This is a genomic window from Streptomyces sp. 11x1 (assembly GCF_032598905.1).
GTDB lineage: Bacteria > Actinomycetota > Actinomycetes > Streptomycetales > Streptomycetaceae > Streptomyces.
The window spans coordinates 3,886,165-3,903,307 of sequence record NZ_CP122458.1 but is presented as its reverse complement, the minus strand read 5'-3'; the positions used below and the strand labels follow the sequence as shown (position 1 = coordinate 3,903,307).

The window sequence follows — 17,143 nt, the reverse complement described above, 5'->3', positions numbered from 1 at the left end:
GACTTTCGCTGACGCGCCGAACAGGCTTAAGGAGAAGACTTGTTGAGGGTCGCGAGGGTTGTACGGGACGGGAGAGGTCTTTTTCCGAGTGCCGGGGCAGCGCCGGACGTCGTACAGTACGCGGACATGCCAGGCCCGTGGGTGTTCCGGGCGAGGACGACGGGTGCTGAGGGAGGGGAGCCGCGCAGGCTGTGATCCGGCCCGTCCGCGAGTGGGGGAGGGGCGTTCTCGATGGTGGGTGCGCGGAGAAGACGGGTGACGGCCGTGGTGGTCGTGGTGCTGGGGCTGCTGCTCGGTGGATGCGGTGAGCGTGCCACCTCGGTGGAGCGGAAGCCGGCGTACGAAAGCCTGGGGGAGCTGCCCGAGGAGCTGGATGCCGACGGTACGACGATCCGTGTCGGGGATCCGCACGCGCCGGTCACCCTCCGTCTCTACGAGGACCCGCGCTGCCCCTACTGCGAGGAGTACGAGCAGACCGGCGGAGGTCCGGCCGCGCGTGACCGGACGCTGCGGCGCACGGTGGTGACCGAGTACACCCTCGCCTCCTTCCTGGACGACAGAGTGGGGGGCAGCGGCTCGAAGAAGGCCGTCAACGCCCTGCGCGCCGCGCTGGAGGAGGGCAAGTTCGCCGAGTACCACGCCGTGCTCTACGAGAACCAGCCGGAGGAGATCGTCGACGGCTTCACCGATGCGTATCTGCTCGAACTCGCCTCCGAGGTGGAGGGGTTGCGTGTTCCGGCGTTCGACTCCGCCGTCAAGACCATGAAGTACCGCGACTTCGTGACCAGGTCCGAGAAGGCCTACGAGCAGGCGGGCTCCGACCCGCGCGGACCCGGCACACCCACCGCCGTGATCAACGGGAACCGGGTCAGCGAGGAGTACTCCGGGATCCTTTACGACGAGGTCGCGTTCGACCGGCTGCTCGGCGCCGTGGAGAAGGACCCGGAGGCGTGGGAGGAGTACGAGCCCATGTCGGAGGACATGGACTGAGTGTCGGTCCTGTCAGTGCGGCCCCCTGCTGTCCTGCCGTGGCAACGGTGACGTTCGTCGAAGAGACGGCGAGTGGGGTGCGGGGCGACGGCCGGGCGGTCGAACTCGCCGAGGAGCGGATGACGGTGCGGGAGCTGATCCGGCGTCGGGTCGTCGTACTCCTGGCATCGGCCGAGCGTTCGGACCAGCGTCCGGGCCAGCCTTCGGGCCAGCGTTGCCGAGACCCGTCGGGTGCTGCTGGAGCGGCGCGTCCCCCGGCTCGCGATCGCCGACCGGTGCACGTTCGACGGGCGGTTCCTCCAGGTCGAGGGCAAGCTGTACACGTACCGGATCCATCTTGGCTCCGGCAGTATCCTGATGCCCCCGAACGACCGCTATCTGTGCATCGTTCCCAAGTCGACCGTCACCGACGGGAACGGAACCCCGCAGACCGGCTATCTCCCCTTCGAGGGCGACCGTATGCTCGCTGTCATCCTCAGCAAGGCGATGCTGCTCGCCAAGGACACGGAGATCACGGACCCGACGATCCTCAGCCAACTGTGATCAGGGGCTGTGACTCCGCCCACATGCGGGAGTCGGGGCGGGACCGGCCGAAGTAACAACTTCTCTCCGGGCCCTTGCCTCCTGCAATATGACGGACAGCCCATAGAGTTTTCAGCCGCTCAAGCAAACAACACGCAGGAGTCAGTACCGTGACCGAGCAGCCTCAGCAGCCCGCTCAGCCCCCGCAGCCGCCGCAGCCCGGATACGGGTACCCGAACGCCGCCCCCGGCCAGCCGAGCGCCGGCCCGTACGGGGCTCCGCAGGGCGGCTACCAGCAGCCGGGCGCGGGCCAGCCCGGCTACGGCTACCCCGCGCAGGGCGGCTACCCGCAGCAGGGCGGTTACCCCCAGGGCGGTTACCAGGTGCCCCCGACGCCGGGCGGCGCGTACACGGGCGACCCCAACGCCCCGTACGGGTACGACCCGTACGGCCGCCCGTACTCCGACAAGTCGAAGATCGTCGCGGGCGTCCTCTCGCTGTTCCTGGGCTCCTTCGGCGTCGGCCGCTTCTACATCGGTCACGTCGGTCTCGGCGTCGCACAGCTCCTCACCTGCGGCGGCCTCGGCATCTGGGCGCTGGTCGACGGCATCATCCTGCTCACCAGCAGCAACACCACGGACTCCAACGGACGTGTCCTGCGTGGCTGAGCGCGGCCTCACCACCCTCCGGCATCCGGCGGCGGCTCCCCTCGCGGTGGCCGCCGCCGGGCTGGCGGGCGCCGCGTACGTCTACGGCACCAACCCGCACGAGCCCGGCCATCTGCTGCCCCAGTGCCCGTTCCGCTACGTCACCGGGCTGCTCTGCCCCGCCTGCGGCGGCACCCGCATGGTGTACGACCTGATGCACGGCCAGTTCACCGCGGCCTGGCACGACAACCGGGTGCTGCTGCTCGCCGCGCCCTTCGCCCTGGTCCTGCTCGGCCGTTGGTTCGTCGAGGGGCTGCGCGGCCGCCGCTGGCGCCCCGAACTGAGGCCGCGCACCCAGGCCCTGATCCTGGGCATCGCCGTGACGTGGACGATCGTCCGCAACCTGTACTGAGTCGACCCGTACTGAGCCCGCGCGACCCCCGTAAATCCCTTACGCCCGCTTTATGTTGCTCAGTTGTCGCAAGTTGGCTGGAATCGGATCACGGAATCGGAACGATCGCCCGGATCCACTCCCATCCGCCCCTCACGTCTCATTACGCTGCAACAGCTACAGGGGGGATGACGGGGGATTACGTCGTGCTCGATCGCTGGCCGGTGTTCGCCGTGCCCGAACGCAGCAGGTTCTCTGCCACGCCTTTCCTCCTGTGATCGCTCCCGGAGCAGTCCGCTTCGGTATCTCAGTCAGTAATCCAGGAGTTACTTCCATGACCGTCCCCACCCCTGACGCTCCCTTCGGCCACGACCCGCAGGGTCGCCCGTACTCCGACAAGTCGAAGATCGTCGCCGGCATTCTGCAGCTCTTCCTCGGCACGCTCGGCATCGGTCGTTTCTACGTCGGTTCCGTCGGCGTGGGCGTCGCCCAGCTCCTCACCTGCGGTGGTCTGGGCTTCTGGTCCCTGATCGACGGCATCCTGTTCCTCACGAGCAACGACCGCACCGACTCGCAGGGTCGTGTCCTGCGCGGCTGAGTGCGGAGGATCGCCGTTCAGGTGATCGACCGAAGGGCCTCGTCCACCCCGGAGCTTCCCCCAAGGCTCCGCGCGGGGACGGGGCCCTCGTGCGTGGGCAGCCCCGGGTCGCATGCCCGCCGCGCACGCCCCGAGCATGAGGAAGGCCCGCAGGTGATCCTGCGGGCCTTCCTCACGCGTTGCCGCGGCCGTTGCCGCGACGGGATCAGAAGCGGCGCGTGATGAGCGCCCGCTTCACCTCCTGGATCGCCTTGGTGACCTCGATACCGCGCGGGCAGGCGTCCGTGCAGTTGAACGTCGTACGGCAACGCCACACGCCGTCACGGTCGTTGAGGATCTCCAGCCGCTGCTCGCCGGCCTCGTCGCGCGAGTCGAAGATGAAGCGGTGGGCGTTGACGATCGCGGCCGGACCGAAGTACTGGCCGTCGTTCCAGAACACCGGGCACGAGGACGTGCACGCGGCGCAGAGGATGCACTTCGTGGTGTCGTCGAAGCGCTCACGGTCCTCGGCGGTCTGGAACCGCTCACGCGTCGGCTCGTTGGTGTCCTTCGTGATCAGGAAGGGCATCACGTCCCGGTACGCCTGGAAGAACGGCTCCATGTCCACGACCAGGTCCTTGAGGACCGTGAGGCCCTTGATGGGCTCGATCGTGATCGGCTTCTCGGGGTTGATGTCCTTGATCAGCGTCTTGCAGGCCAGACGGTTCTTGCCGTTGATCCGCATGGCGTCCGACCCGCAGATGCCGTGGGCGCAGGAACGGCGGAACGTCAGCGTGCCGTCCACGTCCCACTTGATCTTGTGCAGACCGTCGAGGACGCGCTCCTTGGGGTCGATCTCCAGCTGGAAATCTTCCCAGACCGCCTCGGCCGCGACCTCGGGGTTGAAGCGGCGCACGCGGAACGTGACCGTGATGTACGGGGAGTTGGCGAAGCCGGGCTCGGGGCTGCCTGCCGCGTCCGCCTTGTCCAGAGTCGGAGTTGCCATCAGTACTTACGCTCCATCGGCTGGTAGCGGGTCTGGACGACCGGCTTGTAGTCGAGGCGGACGGTCTCGGAGCCGTCGTCGCCGACCTCGCGGTACGCCATGGTGTGACGCATGAAGTTGACGTCGTCGCGGTTGGGGTAGTCCTCGCGGTAGTGACCACCGCGGGACTCCTTGCGGGCCAGCGCGGAGACGGCCATGACCTCGGCCAGGTCGAGCAGGTTGCCCAGCTCGACGGCCTCCAGCAGGTCGGTGTTGAACCGGCGGCCCTTGTCCTGGATCGCCACGTTCTTGTAGCGCGTGCGCAGCTCGGCGATCTTCTCGACGGCCGTCTTGATCGTCTGCTCGGTGCGGAACACCATGACGTTGGCGTCCATGGTCTCCTGCAGCTCGCGCCGCAGCTCCGCCACGCGCTCGTTGCCCGTGGAGGAGCGCAGCCGCTCGATCTGCTCGACGACCAGGGACTCCGGGTTCTCCGGCAGCTCGACGAAGTCCGCCTTCTGGGCGTACTCGGCGGCCGCGATGCCCGCCCGGCGCCCGAACACGTTGATGTCGAGCAGCGAGTTGGTGCCGAGACGGTTGGCGCCGTGCACGGAGACGCAGGCGACCTCACCGGCGGCGTACAGACCGGGGACGACGGTGGTGTTGTCGCTGAGGACCTCACCCTCGACGTTCGTCGGGATGCCGCCCATGGCGTAGTGCGCGGTCGGCTGGATCGGGATCGGGTCCGTGTAGGGCTCGATACCGAGGTAGGTGCGCGCGAACTCGGTGATGTCCGGGAGCTTGGCGTCCAGCTGCTCCGGCGGGAGGTGCGTGAGGTCGAGGTAGACGTGGTCGCCCTCGGGACCGCAGCCGCGGCCCTCACGGATCTCCGTGTAGATGGAGCGGGACACGACGTCACGGGACGCGAGGTCCTTCATGACCGGCGCGTACTTCTCCATGAAGCGCTCGCCGTCCTTGTTGCGGAGGATGCCGCCCTCACCGCGGGCGCCCTCCGTCAGCAGGATGCCCATGCGCCAGATGCCGGTCGGGTGGAACTGGAAGAACTCCATGTCCTCCAGCGGCAGCCCGCGACGGTAGACGGCGGCCTGGCCGTCACCGGTCAGGGTGTGCGCGTTGGACGTCACCTTGAAGAACTTGCCGCAGCCGCCGGACGCGTAGATCACGGCCTTCGCCTGGAAGATGTGGATCTCGCCGGTCGCCAGCTCGTACGCCACGACACCGGCCGACTTCTTGACGCCGTCGACCTCGGTGATCAGCTGGTCCAGGACGTAGAACTCGTTGAAGAACTCCACGCCGTGCTTGACGCAGTTCTGGTAGAGCGTCTGGAGGATCATGTGGCCGGTGCGGTCGGCCGCGTAGCAGGACCGGCGGACCGGTGCCTCACCGTGGTTGCGGCTGTGACCGCCGAAGCGGCGCTGGTCGATCGTCCCGTTGGGCGTCCGGTTGAACGGCAGGCCCATCTTCTCCAGGTCGAGGACGGAGTCGATGGCCTCCTTCGCCAGGATCTCGGCGGCGTCCTGGTCGACCAGGTAGTCACCGCCCTTGACCGTGTCGAAGGTGTGCCACTCCCAGTTGTCCTCCTCCACGTTGGCGAGCGCGGCGGCCATGCCGCCCTGCGCGGCGCCCGTGTGGGAGCGGGTGGGGTACAGCTTGGTCAGCACGGCGGTGCGGCTGCGCTGCGTGGACTCGATGGCCGCGCGCATACCGGCGCCGCCGGCGCCGACGATGACGGTGTCGTACTTGTGGATCTTCATGATCGGTTGCCTCAGCCCCGTGCCTAGCGGATGTTCGGGTCGAAGGTGAAGATCACCAGCGTGCCCAGCAGGATGGTGAACACCGTGGCGGTGTAGAGCAGGCCCTTGAGCCACAGCCGGGTGTTCGGGCGCTCCGCGTAGTCGTTGATGACGGTACGCAGGCCGTTCGCGCCGTGCAGCATCGCGAGCCACAGCATCAGCAGGTCCCAGGTCTGCCAGAACGGCGAGGCCCAGCGGCCCGCGACGAACGCGAAGCCGATCTTGGAGACGCCGCCGTCGAGGACGAGCTGGATCAGCAGGTGGCCGATGACCAGGACGACCAGGACGATGCCGGACAGACGCATGAAGAGCCACGCGACCATCTCGAAGTTGCCGCGGGTCGACCTGGGGGTCTTCTTGGTGCGCTTGCGGGGCGGCTCGATGACGGGGGCCGGGTTGTCGGGGCTGTAGCCCGACAGGTCCCCGGCGCCCTCGACGGGGCCGATGCCGGAGGCGGTGGTTTCAGTGGCGGACATCTGCCTCAGCTCCCGAAGACTTCACGGACGGCGTGGCCGAGGACGGGGTACAGGGCCCCGATCATCAGCACGAGCCAGATGCCGACGACGGACCACAGCATCGTCTTCTGGTGACGGGGGCCGTTGGACCAGAAGTCGACGGCGATGACCCGAAGACCGTTGAGCGCGTGGAAGAGGACGGCGGCGACGAGGCCGTACTCCAGCAGCGCGACGATCGGCGTCTTGTACGTGGCCACGACCTTGTCGTAGGCGTCGGGGGAGACGCGGACGAGAGCGGTGTCCAGCACGTGTACGAACAGGAAGAAGAAGATGAGGACGCCGGTGACTCGATGAGCCACCCAGGACCACATTCCTTCCCGGCCGCGGTACAGCGTTCCAGCCGGCACGGAAGAACCCTCCGGGAGCGGGGATTGGGGCCGGCCGGCTTGCTTGTCGGTCTGACCCGGCCGGGTACGGTCCACCGGCCCCGGCCATGGTAGCGACGTCGTTGCACTTGGCTTAAGCCGGGAGGGTTGGTGTGATCAAACTGGCATACAAAGGCGCACGTAAGGGTTAGTACCGGGTGGGGCGGGGTGCGTGCGGGTTCGGATTCCGGGTGCGGGTGGGTGGGGGTTGTTCGCGCGGTTCCCCGCCCCCCTGAAAAGAGCAGTTCTCTGCGCACCCGATGAGGCGCGGTTTCCCGCGGTCTACGGCACCGGGCAGGTGTTCGTGGGGCTGATGTGGGTGGTCAGGCGGGTTCTTGCCAGGCGGCGTAGTTCCTCGGCCACCACCACGCGCTCCTCCTCCGGGTCGTTCGAGAGGCGGGAGCGGATGCCCTCCAGGGTGCGGTCGAGGAGTTCGTCCGGGTGGGTGGTGTCCAGGGCGATGACGAAGACATGGCCGAAGCGGGCCTCGTACGCCGCGTGCGCGGCGTTGAGCGCGGTGTGGGCGACCCCGTAGGTGTCGTCGGGCAGGGCGGGCAGGGTCTCGCCCGCCAGGGCCTCCGCCAGGTCCGCCGGTGTGAGGTCGTACGCGGCCTCGTCGGACGCGGCGAGCAGGGCGCACAGGTCCGGGTAGGGCCGGTGGTCGGTGAGGCGGTGCGCCCAGCGCAGGCTGCGCAGGCAGGCGAGCAGGGTCTGCCGGGCGGTCTCGGCGGGGGCGTGGTTGAACCGCTCCAGGGCCGAGGGGCCGGGAGTGTGGGCCTGCTCCGGGACGGCGACCTGGCCGGGGAGGCGTGGAAGACGGTGCGGAGGCAGCGTGGGTCCTCGGCGGTGCGTAGGGGGCGGCTGGGCAGGCTGTGCGAAAGGTGCCACCACGTTATCGAGGCGGTTCATGGGCTGTCCGTTCGATGCCCGAAATTCACCCGGACGGGAGAGTTTCGGAACCTGTGGTGGACGGTTTGGGCGGTGAGACGTCGTAGGTTCGAGAAGGGGACTCGGCGGAGAGTCGGGAGTGAGGCCGGGGGAAAGCGCGTGGCGAGAGGTGTGTGAGATGTCGTGGACGGCGAGCGGGACGAGGACGGGCACGGAGACCGGGGGCCTGTCGTGAACCGAGGCCGGCGCAGGGCACCCCGCAGGAAGACCGCGATCACGTCGAAAGGGTTGCTCCTGGGCACGGGAGTGGTGCTGGCGGGCGGTGCGGTCGCCGTGGCCGTGACCGTGTGGCCGGGCGGCGGGACGGGCACGCCCAGCGGCTCCGGGCCGTCGCCGCAGGGGTCGTCCGTGAGCGCCGCCGGGACCACGCCCTCCGTGTCCCCCTCGCCGTCGCGCACCTACCCCCTGTCGACGAAGCCGCGGACCATCCCCGCCGTACGGCAGCACGAGGCCGCGCGCGGCCCCGGCTGGAAGCCCGCCGACGGGGGCCGCGTCGTCGTACGGAACGCCGCGCTGGCCGACGAGGGACGGCTGACCGCCGGGGAGCTGGGGCTGGCGTACGCCGGGGAGGCCCGGCCCCGGGCCGGGGACGTGGAACTGGCGCTCACCGAGGCCGACGCGCCGAGGTCGGAGGCGTACACCCTCACTGTGAAGGACGGACGCGTGCGGATCGCCGCGCCCGCCGAGGCGGGGGTCTTCTACGGCACGCGCACCCTGAAGCAGGAGGTGCGCGGCGGCGGTACGGCGCAGGAGGGCGTCGTCCGGGACGAGCCGGCCAAACCGCAGCGCGGGTTCATGCTCGACATCGCGCGCAAGCACTTCACGGCGGGCTGGATCGAGGACCGCATCCGTGAGCTGGGCGACCTGAAGTACAACCAGCTCGGCCTGCACTTCTCCGACGACCAGGGGTTCCGGATCGAGTCCACGAGCCACCCCGAGGTGGTGTCGCAGCAGCACCTCACCAAGGCCCAGGTGCGGAGGATCCTGGACCTCGCGGAGAGCCGGCACATCACGGTCGTACCGGAGATCGACTCACCCGGACATCTGGGTGCCGTGATCGCGGGCAATCCGGGGCTCCAGCTGAAGAACGCGCAGGGCGTCGCCGCGAGCGGTGCCGTCGACATCTCCAATCCCCGGTCCGCCGAGGTCGTGGACGAACTGCTCGACGAGTACGCCGACCTGTTCGACGGCGCGTACTGGCACCTGGGCGCCGACGAGTACCGGGCGCTGATGGCCTCCGACCCCGAGGCCTCGTACCCGCAGCTGGCCGCCGCCGCGCGGCAGAAGTACGGCGCCGGTGCGACCGTCGCCGACCTCGCCACCGGCTGGCTGAACGACCGTGCCAAGGTGATGCGCGGACACGACCGGACCGTCCGGGCCTGGAACGACGGGTTCTTCCGGGGCGGCTCGGTCCAGGCGGACAAGGCCATCCAGGTCGCGTACTGGACGGGCAAGGAGATCGGGGCCCGGCCGCCGATCGAATACCTGAGCGCCGGGCGACAGGTGATCAATTACAACGACGAGTACCTGTACTACGTCCTCGGCGAGCCCAACCAGTTCGTCTACCCGACCGGGCAGCGCATCTACGAGTCCTGGACCCCCCGGGTGCTGCGCGGCACCACCGCCGTGCCCGCCCAGTACGACGACCAGATCCTCGGCGGCTCCTTCGCCGTCTGGTGCGACCTCGCGAACCGGCAGACCGAGGCGCAGGTCGCGGCGGGCGTCCGGATGCCGCTGCGGGCGCTCTCGCAGAAGCTGTGGGACCCGGGGAAACCGGGCCTGACCTGGGCGCAGTTCCGGGAGCTGGCGGGACAGGTGAGCTGAGTCCCGGGCGGCGCGGGCCGCGTGCCGCCCGGCACCGGCCCGCGCGACGATCGGCGTCACGGAAAGGGAAAGAGGTGGACGGGCAGCGCGGGTGAACCGTATGTTCCGCCTGTTCGATTGCCGAGCGTGAGGGTCTGGGGAGGACCGCCGTTCGGTCTGTTCCGATCATCCGATCTCGATCACCGATCACCATCACCGGTCATGGGCGTCCGAGTACGGGCGTCCGATCACACGGGGGGCTCCACGATGAACTGTGCGCGCTGCGCGACCTATGCGGCGGCACCCGGCGGTGAGCTGTGCCGGCAGTGCGAGGCGGCGGATCTGCACCCCGCGTCGGCGCCCACGCCCGCGCACGCCGCCGTTCCGCATCCGGCGGCGCCGGGGCTCCCCGCCCACACGGCTCTGCCGATCCAGTCCCCGCACGGCCCCGCGTGGCTGCGGTCGCCGGTGGGGCTGGGGCGTGCGGTGGCGATCCTGCTCGGAGTGGTCGCCGTGACCGACCTGGTCGCGGTGTGGGCGGATCTCGTGATGCTCGACGTGCTGGGAAGGATGACGGACGGAGAGTACGGGTTCAGTATCGACGCGGACGCGGACCGGGCCGACCGGCTCTCCGGTCTGACCGGAAGCGCGCAGATGCTCGCCTATCTCGTCACCGTCGTCGTCTTCCTGATCTGGTTCCACCGGGTGCGGGTCAACGCGGAGGTGTTCGAGCCTTTCGGGCACCAGAAGAAGCGGGGCTGGGCCATAGCGGGCTGGATCGTGCCGATCGTGAACCTCTGGTACCCACGCCGGATCGCCCTGGACGGCTGGGACGCCAGCAGCCCGTCCACGAAGCCGCGGTCGCACGCCCTCGTCAACGCCTGGTGGACGATGTGGATCATCAGCGGTGTGGCGAACCAGGTGAGTGGCCTGGCCCTGCGCCGGGCGGAGACGGCGGAGGAACTGCGGACGGCCACCGAACGTGTGCTGTTCGCGGACGCTTTCGAGATCCCCACCGCCGTGTTCGCCGTCTTCTTCGTCCTCGCCCTCACCCGTATGCAGGACGACAAGGCGCGGACCGGGTCGCGTGCGGAGCCCGAGCCTGTGGCCGCCCTCTGAACCTGTCCTCCGTGAACCTGTCCTCCTTCGCGGCTGTCCAGGGGGACCCGGGCGGATTGCCCGATTCCGGGAGCGAACCGCCGTACGGGTGTGGTCTATTCCCGGTATGGGGTACTGGGGGTACTACGTCGTGGGCAGAAGCGAGCGGCCGCTCGCGGAGCTGGACGCGCTGGCCGAGGCCGAGGCCTTGACGCTGTGCGTGACGGCGGACGACGGCTGGCAGATCTGGGCGTACCCGACGGGCGCGCCGGGTGCCGAGGCTGCCGGGGGTTCCGGGAGCACCGGCGATGTCGGCAACATGAACACGCTCGCCCGGGAGACCGGCGCGCCCGCGCTGTTCGGCTATGTCATGGACAGCGACTGCGTGGTCGTCGAGGCGGCGGCACCGGAGAGCGGGGCGTGGACGACGTGTCTCGCGCGGCGGGCCATGGCCGCCTATCTGGGGGACGGCCAGGGGCTCACGGTCGAGGACTACTTCCTCGAACCGCGCGACGCCGCCGAACGCGCCGTCGCCTGGGCCGCGGAGGCGGGACGGGTCGTCGTCGAGCGTTCCCTGGTCGAGGTGTTGACCTCGGAACCTGGACCGGCGGACCCCCTGGCTGAAAACATTCTCTTCCGGTTGCTCGACCGGCTCGGGGTCGTCCCTCTGTGACACTCCCGGGTCGTCGCACGCAGTAAGGGGAAGTGTGGGCTCCGTATAACGGGGGCACGGTCGAGCAGGATTTAGGGGAGGCGCGATGAGCCTGGTGGAGCTGTTGGCCCAGGCCGACGAACGTGGTCTGGCGGCCGGCGGGTTGGCTTGTTTGGACCGTTGCGTACCGCTTCTCGGGGGTGACGACGAGATCCTGCGTCCGCTGTGGGCGGGTCTGGTGGACGAGGGGGAGGAGTGGGGAGAGCGAGTCGCGAAGATACGCGGCGAACTGGCGCCACCGGACCCCTCCGACCCCGGCTCCGACGCGGGCGGTGAAGGTGACGGCAGTGGTGTCGGGGGCGAGGAAGTCGTCCTGCTCGCCCGCCGGATGCTCGACGCGGTTCCCGGGGAGCGGTCCGGTGAGGGGCTGCGGGAGTGGGCGGAGATGTGCTCCGTCTCCGCGCTGCGGATCCATCAACTGCTCGACCCGCTGGACGCCGGGGGCGCCGACTCCGTGGCGGCGTGCCGGGAGGGCCGTACCGAGGGCACGTCCCATCTCGTCGCCGCCGAACTGCGTCGTCAGATCGCGGTGTTGGAACTGCTCGCCCAGCACGGCGCGGCGGGGCTGCGGCAGGCGCTCGGTGTCGCCACGGAGGGGCGGCGGGTGCTGCGGGCGGTCGTGTCACGGCGTACGCGAGGGGCGCGGCGGTAAACCTCGTTTCCTGGCGGGTCCTGTGGGTGTCCTGGGGCCGCGTGTGGCGGTCCTGCACCGGTGTCGGGGACAGGCCGAAATCGCGAAACGTCTCGTGCCGGGCGGGCGCTTTCCGGAGTGTGAGCGCACAGCAGACATTCAGTTCGGTCGGTTCCTCCGGCGCACCGGGGAGCCGCGGGAACCGGCCCGGCAGCGCGGCGAAGCCCCTTCGGTGGGCCGCCGACGCGGTGGCGATGATGCGGGAAGGGGCGCGGGTGCGCCTCGACTACTCGACGCAGAGCCTGTGGCGGGTGGACCGGATGATCGAGGAGATCCGCCGGGAGGGAGCGCCGTACGCCGCCGTGGAGGGGGCGTTGCGGGGTTTCGGGGCGTACGGCGGTGAGGTCGTCGTGCGGTGGGCCGGCGGTGAGTGGGTCGAGTCGGACGGCGGCTACTGGGTCCGCACCTGGGACGGCCGCTTCTGGGACCCCTTCGACGAGGCCCGCCGGTGCTACACGGGGGACGGGTCGCTGCGGCTGCTGTGCCACGATGCGATGCCCTCCGGGTGAGGGCGGGTTTTCGGCTGTGGGTGCGTGGGGCTTCTCGCGCAGTTCCCCGCGCCCCTGAAAAGCAGGGGCTTCGCCCCGTGCTTTTCGCCCCTGAATGGCCGTAGGCCCTCAAGGGGCGCGGGGAACTACGCGACCAGCCCCCACTGGGCCCGCGGATGGGGGGCAAAGGGGCGCAGCCCCTGGGTGGGGGCACCTCCCGCTCGAGCGAAGCCGAGAGTGGAGGGACGGGCAGGGGCGGCGGGGGCGAGGAAAAGCCGGGCTACGGCGTCAGGAGCTGCCCCAGACGCGCGCCCCCCGGCGCACCCAACTGCGTGACGCCGTAGTACACGGACCGGGAAGCCACCGGCACGCCGTCCACCGACGGCATGAACAGCACCGTGCCGTTTCCTGCGTCCTCCCCCTCCACCCCGACCAGCACATCGCCGTACCCGTCCCCGGTGACATCCGCCCCCGACACCGCAGACCCGAACTTGTCCTCGGCCTCGGTCGAGCCCGGCACATCCGGCGCGTCCTGCGAGAACGCCACGGACCCCGCTCCACTCACCCCGGCGGCGGCCCCCTTCAGCAGCCACACCGACCCCGCGTTCGGCCGGTTCTTCCCGGCCCGGGTGATGTCCTCGTTCGGCGCCCCGGTCAGCACGTCGGCGTACCCGTCGGCGTCGACATCGCCGACGGCGACCGAGGAGCCGAAGCCGTCCGAGGTCTCGGAGGCGCCCTCCACCCCCGCCGTGGCCTGGTGGACCGTCCGCGTCCCCGTCGAGCCCAGCCCGGTGGACGTGCCGGGGACCACGGTCACCTGGCCGCCGGCGTTGCCGCCGGACTCGGAGGCGTACGGCTGTCCGACGACGAGGTCGTCGTAACCGTCCCCGTCGATGTCGCCCGCCGCGACGGCGCGGCCGCCCTTCACGGTCAGGGTCGCCGCCTTCGTCAGCCCCAGCGACCGGGAGCCCTTGAACCAGACGATCCGGCCGACGCCGGACGCGTCACGGTAGTTGAGGGCCACGTCGGCGTAGCCGTCCCGGTTGAAGTCGCCGGTCGCGGCGTCCGCGTAGGCGAGGGAACCGGTTGCCGTGGTGAGGTCCCCGGCGACCTCGTGGCCGTCGCCGAAGCGGGCCGCCCAGTTGCCGCCCGTCCCGGTGGCGGCGGTGAACACGTCCGCCCTGCCGTCCGCGTTGAAGTCCCCGGTCGCCACGGTCGCGCCGAACCGCGCGCCGGCCGGCTCGTAGTCGTCGCCGAGGGCCATGGTGTCGGCGCCGTCGGTGAAGGACGGCCCGTAGAGGATCGTCACCGCGCCCCGGTCCGCGTGCCCGGTGGTGTCGTCCTCGCCGGGCGCACCGACCACGAGATCCGCGTACCCGTCACCGTCGACATCGCCCCACGCGGTCGCCGCGCCCCACCGGTCGCCCGACTCGGCGGCGCCCGGCACGCCCGCGCTCGCCTGGTTCAGGCGGAGCCTGGCGGTCGGGACGGGCCCGCCCGCACCACCCGGCACCAGGGTGACCCAACCGCTGCCGGTCCGGGGGGTCGGCACCACCAGGTCGATCACGCCGTCGCCCGTGTAGTCGGCGGTCGGGATCGCGGATGCGCGGGCCGGGGAGGCGGCGTAGCGTCGTATCTCGGGGAGCTCGGCGTAGAGACCGGCTCCGGGGGAGGTGAGGGACGCCGCGTCGCTGCCGCCGGATATGACGTCCAGCTCCGCCGACTCGCCGCCCGAGTACACGCCGGTGTCCTCGGACGCCGTCAGCGTCACCCTGCCCGTGGGGTCGCCCGCGTACTGGCCCAGCTTCCACGCCGCCAGCCGTGCCACGGACTCCACGGCCGCCCGGTTCGGCGCGCCGCCGCCATCGAAGTCGCCGAGGACCGCGACGCCCGTGGACTCCCCGTCGAAGCCGGGGGTGTGCGCGCCGCGCACCGACAGGTCCACGCCGCCCGCCCGGCCCTCGTAGATACGGCCGCACTTGTCGACGACGAAGTTGTAGCCGAGGTCGCCCCGGCCCGCCGCCTGGATGTCGTCGGCCATGAGCGCGCGGATCAGGGCGGGCGACTCGGCGCAGCTGTAGGCGTTGGGGCCGCCCGTGTCGTGGACGAACACCGCGCTGATCCGGTCGTTGTACCCGGGCGTTCCCGTCACGGCCGCCTCGTCCGCGCCCCACGCGGCCCTGCTGATGATCGGGGGGCGGGTGACGGTCGAGGGGCGGGCGGTGGGTACGTCGTCGGCGGCGGCCGTGCCGACGCCCGGACCGACCACGGCGTACGACACGAGGCCCGCGCCACCGGCCACGACGGCCCCCAACGTCAGCCAGCCCCGCCGCCTCGGCCCCAGCGGCTCCGACGCATGGCTCCTACGGTGACTCAAATGCCCCACCCCTGGATGAACGGTACGAAGGCGCCGCCCCGGCGCAGGGGTGGCCCCTCTATTCAGCGCACAGGACTTCACGGAGATCGGCATCGGGGGGTGCGGGTGTGGCCTATGTCACGCGGGGGCGGTCTTCCCGCTTCCGGGCGATGTGCGGCCAATGCCCGGAGGGCGGAGGGGTGATGCGCGGGGTGTACCGGCCGCTGTGACACTTCCGCGAGGCGTGACGCAGATCAACGTGGGGGCCTGGGCGTTGGCCGGGACGGCCCTCGGAAGGCGATCCCGGCACTGACTTGGCACTGTCCCGGACAGTTCGGGGCCAGGGAGGGGAACCGCGGCGCGTGCAGGCCTACGACGGGGAGCTGGGCGCGGCCGTCGCGCGGGCCCAGGCCGGGGACGAGGCCGCGTTCGCGGTGGCGTACCGGCTCGTGCAGCCGGGGCTGCTGGGGTATCTGCGCGGCATCGTCGGGGACGACGCGGAGGATGTCGCCTCGGACGCCTGGCTGGAGATCGCACGGGACCTCGGGCGGTTCAAGGGCGACGGCGCGGGCTTCCGCGGCTGGAGCGCGACCATCGCCCGGCACCGGGCCCTGGACCATCTGCGGCGCCAGCGGGTCAGACCCCGGGCGACCGCGCTGGAGAACGACCTGCTGGAACTGCCCGGCACGCACAGCACCCCGGACCAGGCGCTGGAGAGCCTTTCCACCGAACAGGCCCTTGCACTGGTCGCCCGGCTGCCGCGTGACCAGGCCGAGGCCGTGCTGCTGCGCGTGGTCGTCGGCCTCGACGGCCCCGCCGCCGCCCGTGTCCTCGGCAAGCGCCCCGGCGCGGTCCGTACCGCCACCCACCGGGGCCTGAAGCGTCTCGCCCAGCTCCTGCGGAGCGAGGGTGTGACGGATGACGGCCCCCGGACGCTGGGGGAGTCGAGATGACCGACAGCGACGCCGGGACGCACGGCGAGAGGGAAGGGCGCGAGATGCCGTCGGGCAGGACGGAGCCGGACATGAGCGACCGGCCTGACAACGGAGAGCGGGACGACACCTCCGCTGCCTCCGTCCCACCGTCCCCCGAGTTCCGGGACGCCCCGTCTCCCGCCTACCCTGACACCTCGCCTGCCGCCGTGCGGGACACCCCCTCCGTCGATTCGCTTCTCGCCGCCGCCGTGCGTGCCGACGCGCCGGCCGACAGCGCGGGGGAGGCACGAGCCGTGGCCGCCTTCCGGGCCGCGCGGGAGAGCGGGGGCCGCACCGCACGCACCCGGCGGCGCGACGACTGGCGGCCCAACGCACGGCGCCGCGTCCAGCTCTCCGTCCGCACCACCCTGGCCGTCCTGCTGGCCAGCCTCACCCTCGGCGGGGTCGCCTTCGCGGCGATCGGCTCGGCCGCGCGCGGCGACAAGGAAGCCGATCGGGAGCACGGCAGCTACGAGAACCGCGAACGGCACGACCGCACCACCGACGGCGCCCCGACCTGGCCCGGCCCCGCGGACGTTCCGCGTACGGCTCCTCCGGCACCGGACTCCTCCGGCACGCCCGACCAGGACGGCGCGTCCCGGAACCCGGACGAGTCCGACCGGCGGGCCGACCGACAGAAGGACCGACAGAACGACGGCAAGGGCACGGGCGGCACTCGCACAGGCGACGGCACGGGCACGGGCGTGGGCACCGGCAACGGCAATGGCTCCGGCAACGGCATCGGCAGTGGTTCCGGCAACGGCAGCGGAGAGGTCGGCGCCGACAGCCGGCCGGAGTCCCCCCGGCCCGGAGAGACGAACGGGCCGACCGGACCGAAGGCGCAGGCCGCGCCGGAAACGCCTCAGGAGGCGCGGAGAACGAAGTGAGGCCGGCGTGCTCGCAAGACCCCCGTACTCGCAAGACACCCGGCCACTCCGCCGATGGCAACGGTCGGGGCCGCCACCCCCCACAGGAGAGGCCCCGACCGTCGCGCGGCACGGGCCGCGCGGCGACCCGTACTACCTACAGCGCCGCGTCCACGTTTTCTGTCACACCTCGCCGCATCACGAGTTAGTTGCATGTTCTACGGACATGGACGCCCAGCGGTTTCAGGCCGTAACGTGCCATTCGCGCCGGATCGTGGATGGCGGAAGACCACCACAACCATCGACGGCCCGGCACCGCAGGATTCATTGAGGACCACGACCACGACAGCGAGGACTCGGTCCGCGAGAGCGGCCCGGTCGAAGCGCAAAGAGGGGCGCGC

General features: G+C 70.8%; 18 protein-coding genes. 12 read left to right on the top strand and 6 right to left on the bottom strand.

The genetic code is table 11. The features are described 5' to 3' along the window. The first annotated feature begins 264 nt into the window (after nucleotides 1-264). From P8T65_RS16875 to P8T65_RS16855, 5 genes are all read left to right on the top strand, one after another. Nucleotides 265-990: a DsbA family protein gene (locus tag P8T65_RS16875; protein WP_399103123.1), complete on the top strand. Its 726-nt coding sequence runs from the start codon at nucleotides 265-267 to the stop codon at nucleotides 988-990. Nucleotides 991-1,221: 231 nt separating this feature from the next. Beyond that, nucleotides 1,222-1,533 carry a hypothetical protein gene (locus P8T65_RS16870; protein ID WP_316726163.1) on the top strand — a complete coding sequence of 104 codons (312 nt, stop codon included), beginning with the start codon at nucleotides 1,222-1,224 and terminating at the stop codon, nucleotides 1,531-1,533. A 149-nt stretch (nucleotides 1,534-1,682) separates the two neighbouring features. Further along, the gene (locus P8T65_RS16865) at nucleotides 1,683-2,180 is read left to right on the top strand and encodes an NINE protein (RefSeq protein WP_316726162.1); all 498 of its coding nucleotides are present in this window, start codon (nucleotides 1,683-1,685) and stop codon (nucleotides 2,178-2,180) included. After that, nucleotides 2,173-2,571 (top strand): DUF2752 domain-containing protein, encoded by a 399-nt coding sequence (locus tag P8T65_RS16860; protein WP_316726160.1) that lies wholly within the window; start codon nucleotides 2,173-2,175, stop codon nucleotides 2,569-2,571. The genes P8T65_RS16865 and P8T65_RS16860 overlap by 8 nt, the downstream gene beginning before the upstream one ends. 313 nt (nucleotides 2,572-2,884) lie before the next feature. Then, nucleotides 2,885-3,148: a TM2 domain-containing protein gene (locus P8T65_RS16855; RefSeq protein WP_033525300.1), complete on the top strand. Its 264-nt coding sequence runs from the start codon at nucleotides 2,885-2,887 to the stop codon at nucleotides 3,146-3,148. 205 nt (nucleotides 3,149-3,353) lie between these two features. On the opposite strand, the gene P8T65_RS16850 is transcribed toward P8T65_RS16855, so the two are convergent. The 5 genes from P8T65_RS16850 to P8T65_RS16830 all read right to left on the bottom strand — a co-directional run bounded on the left by P8T65_RS16850 (nucleotide 3,354) and on the right by P8T65_RS16830 (nucleotide 7,715). After that, the gene (locus P8T65_RS16850; RefSeq protein WP_184904368.1) at nucleotides 3,354-4,133 is read right to left on the bottom strand and encodes a succinate dehydrogenase iron-sulfur subunit; all 780 of its coding nucleotides are present in this window, start codon (nucleotides 4,131-4,133) and stop codon (nucleotides 3,354-3,356) included. Further along, complete coding sequence (gene sdhA / locus P8T65_RS16845) at nucleotides 4,133-5,887, bottom strand: succinate dehydrogenase flavoprotein subunit (protein ID WP_316726159.1); 1,755 nt, start codon at nucleotides 5,885-5,887, stop codon at nucleotides 4,133-4,135. Before sdhA ends, P8T65_RS16850 begins: the two co-directional genes overlap by 1 nt. Nucleotides 5,888-5,910: 23 nt before the next feature. Further along, nucleotides 5,911-6,402 carry a succinate dehydrogenase hydrophobic membrane anchor subunit gene (locus tag P8T65_RS16840; RefSeq protein WP_316726158.1) on the bottom strand — a complete coding sequence of 164 codons (492 nt, stop codon included), beginning with the start codon at nucleotides 6,400-6,402 and terminating at the stop codon, nucleotides 5,911-5,913. 5 nt (nucleotides 6,403-6,407) lie between these two features. Next, nucleotides 6,408-6,788: a succinate dehydrogenase, cytochrome b556 subunit gene (gene sdhC, locus P8T65_RS16835; protein ID WP_078853945.1), complete on the bottom strand. Its 381-nt coding sequence runs from the start codon at nucleotides 6,786-6,788 to the stop codon at nucleotides 6,408-6,410. Between the two features lie 300 nt (nucleotides 6,789-7,088). Further along, nucleotides 7,089-7,715 (bottom strand): 2-oxo-4-hydroxy-4-carboxy-5-ureidoimidazoline decarboxylase, encoded by a 627-nt coding sequence (locus P8T65_RS16830; protein WP_316726157.1) that lies wholly within the window; start codon nucleotides 7,713-7,715, stop codon nucleotides 7,089-7,091. Between the two features lie 210 nt (nucleotides 7,716-7,925). Here P8T65_RS16830 and P8T65_RS16825 point away from each other — a divergent pair, with 210 nt between their 5' ends. The 5 genes from P8T65_RS16825 to P8T65_RS16805 all read left to right on the top strand — a co-directional run bounded on the left by P8T65_RS16825 (nucleotide 7,926) and on the right by P8T65_RS16805 (nucleotide 12,567). Then, nucleotides 7,926-9,578 (top strand): glycoside hydrolase family 20 protein, encoded by a 1,653-nt coding sequence (locus tag P8T65_RS16825; protein ID WP_399103121.1) that lies wholly within the window; start codon nucleotides 7,926-7,928, stop codon nucleotides 9,576-9,578. 246 nt (nucleotides 9,579-9,824) lie between these two features. Then, nucleotides 9,825-10,676 carry a DUF4328 domain-containing protein gene (locus tag P8T65_RS16820; protein ID WP_316726156.1) on the top strand — a complete coding sequence of 284 codons (852 nt, stop codon included), beginning with the start codon at nucleotides 9,825-9,827 and terminating at the stop codon, nucleotides 10,674-10,676. A gap of 106 nt (nucleotides 10,677-10,782) precedes the next feature. After that, entirely contained in the window at nucleotides 10,783-11,328 is a 546-nt protein-coding gene (locus tag P8T65_RS16815) for a hypothetical protein (RefSeq protein ID WP_316726155.1), read from the top strand. Between the two features lie 85 nt (nucleotides 11,329-11,413). After that, a complete protein-coding gene (locus P8T65_RS16810) occupies nucleotides 11,414-12,019 on the top strand; it encodes a hypothetical protein (RefSeq protein ID WP_316726154.1) in 606 nt (201 codons plus the stop codon). A 119-nt stretch (nucleotides 12,020-12,138) separates the two neighbouring features. Beyond that, the gene (locus tag P8T65_RS16805) at nucleotides 12,139-12,567 is read left to right on the top strand and encodes a hypothetical protein (RefSeq protein ID WP_316726153.1); all 429 of its coding nucleotides are present in this window, start codon (nucleotides 12,139-12,141) and stop codon (nucleotides 12,565-12,567) included. A gap of 259 nt (nucleotides 12,568-12,826) precedes the next feature. Here the strand turns inward: P8T65_RS16805 and P8T65_RS16800 are convergent, their stop codons facing one another. Then, nucleotides 12,827-14,923 (bottom strand): FG-GAP-like repeat-containing protein, encoded by a 2,097-nt coding sequence (locus P8T65_RS16800; protein ID WP_316726152.1) that lies wholly within the window; start codon nucleotides 14,921-14,923, stop codon nucleotides 12,827-12,829. Nucleotides 14,924-15,264: 341 nt separating this feature from the next. Here P8T65_RS16800 and P8T65_RS16795 point away from each other — a divergent pair, with 341 nt between their 5' ends. After that, complete coding sequence (locus P8T65_RS16795; protein ID WP_184904348.1) at nucleotides 15,265-15,855, top strand: RNA polymerase sigma factor; 591 nt, start codon at nucleotides 15,265-15,267, stop codon at nucleotides 15,853-15,855. Next, on the top strand, nucleotides 15,852-16,763 hold the full coding sequence (locus tag P8T65_RS16790) for a hypothetical protein (protein ID WP_316726151.1): 912 nt from the start codon (nucleotides 15,852-15,854) through the stop codon (nucleotides 16,761-16,763). The genes P8T65_RS16795 and P8T65_RS16790 overlap by 4 nt, the downstream gene beginning before the upstream one ends. Nucleotides 16,764-17,143 lie beyond the last annotated feature (380 nt).

What these genes read in the sequence shown, in the direction of transcription:
- sdhA (WP_316726159.1), bottom strand. Translation starts at nt 5,887, where the DNA reads ATGAAGATCCACAAGTACGACACCGTCATCGTCGGCGCCGGCGGCGCC.
- P8T65_RS16820 (WP_316726156.1), top strand. Translation starts at nt 9,825, where the DNA reads ATGAACTGTGCGCGCTGCGCGACCTATGCGGCGGCACCCGGCGGTGAG.
- P8T65_RS16815 (WP_316726155.1), top strand. Translation starts at nt 10,783, where the DNA reads ATGGGGTACTGGGGGTACTACGTCGTGGGCAGAAGCGAGCGGCCGCTC.
- P8T65_RS16855 (WP_033525300.1), top strand. Translation starts at nt 2,885, where the DNA reads ATGACCGTCCCCACCCCTGACGCTCCCTTCGGCCACGACCCGCAGGGT.
- P8T65_RS16790 (WP_316726151.1), top strand. Translation starts at nt 15,852, where the DNA reads ATGACCGACAGCGACGCCGGGACGCACGGCGAGAGGGAAGGGCGCGAG.
- P8T65_RS16830 (WP_316726157.1), bottom strand. Translation starts at nt 7,715, where the DNA reads ATGAACCGCCTCGATAACGTGGTGGCACCTTTCGCACAGCCTGCCCAG.
- P8T65_RS16850 (WP_184904368.1), bottom strand. Translation starts at nt 4,133, where the DNA reads ATGGCAACTCCGACTCTGGACAAGGCGGACGCGGCAGGCAGCCCCGAG.
- P8T65_RS16840 (WP_316726158.1), bottom strand. Translation starts at nt 6,402, where the DNA reads ATGTCCGCCACTGAAACCACCGCCTCCGGCATCGGCCCCGTCGAGGGC.
- P8T65_RS16810 (WP_316726154.1), top strand. Translation starts at nt 11,414, where the DNA reads ATGAGCCTGGTGGAGCTGTTGGCCCAGGCCGACGAACGTGGTCTGGCG.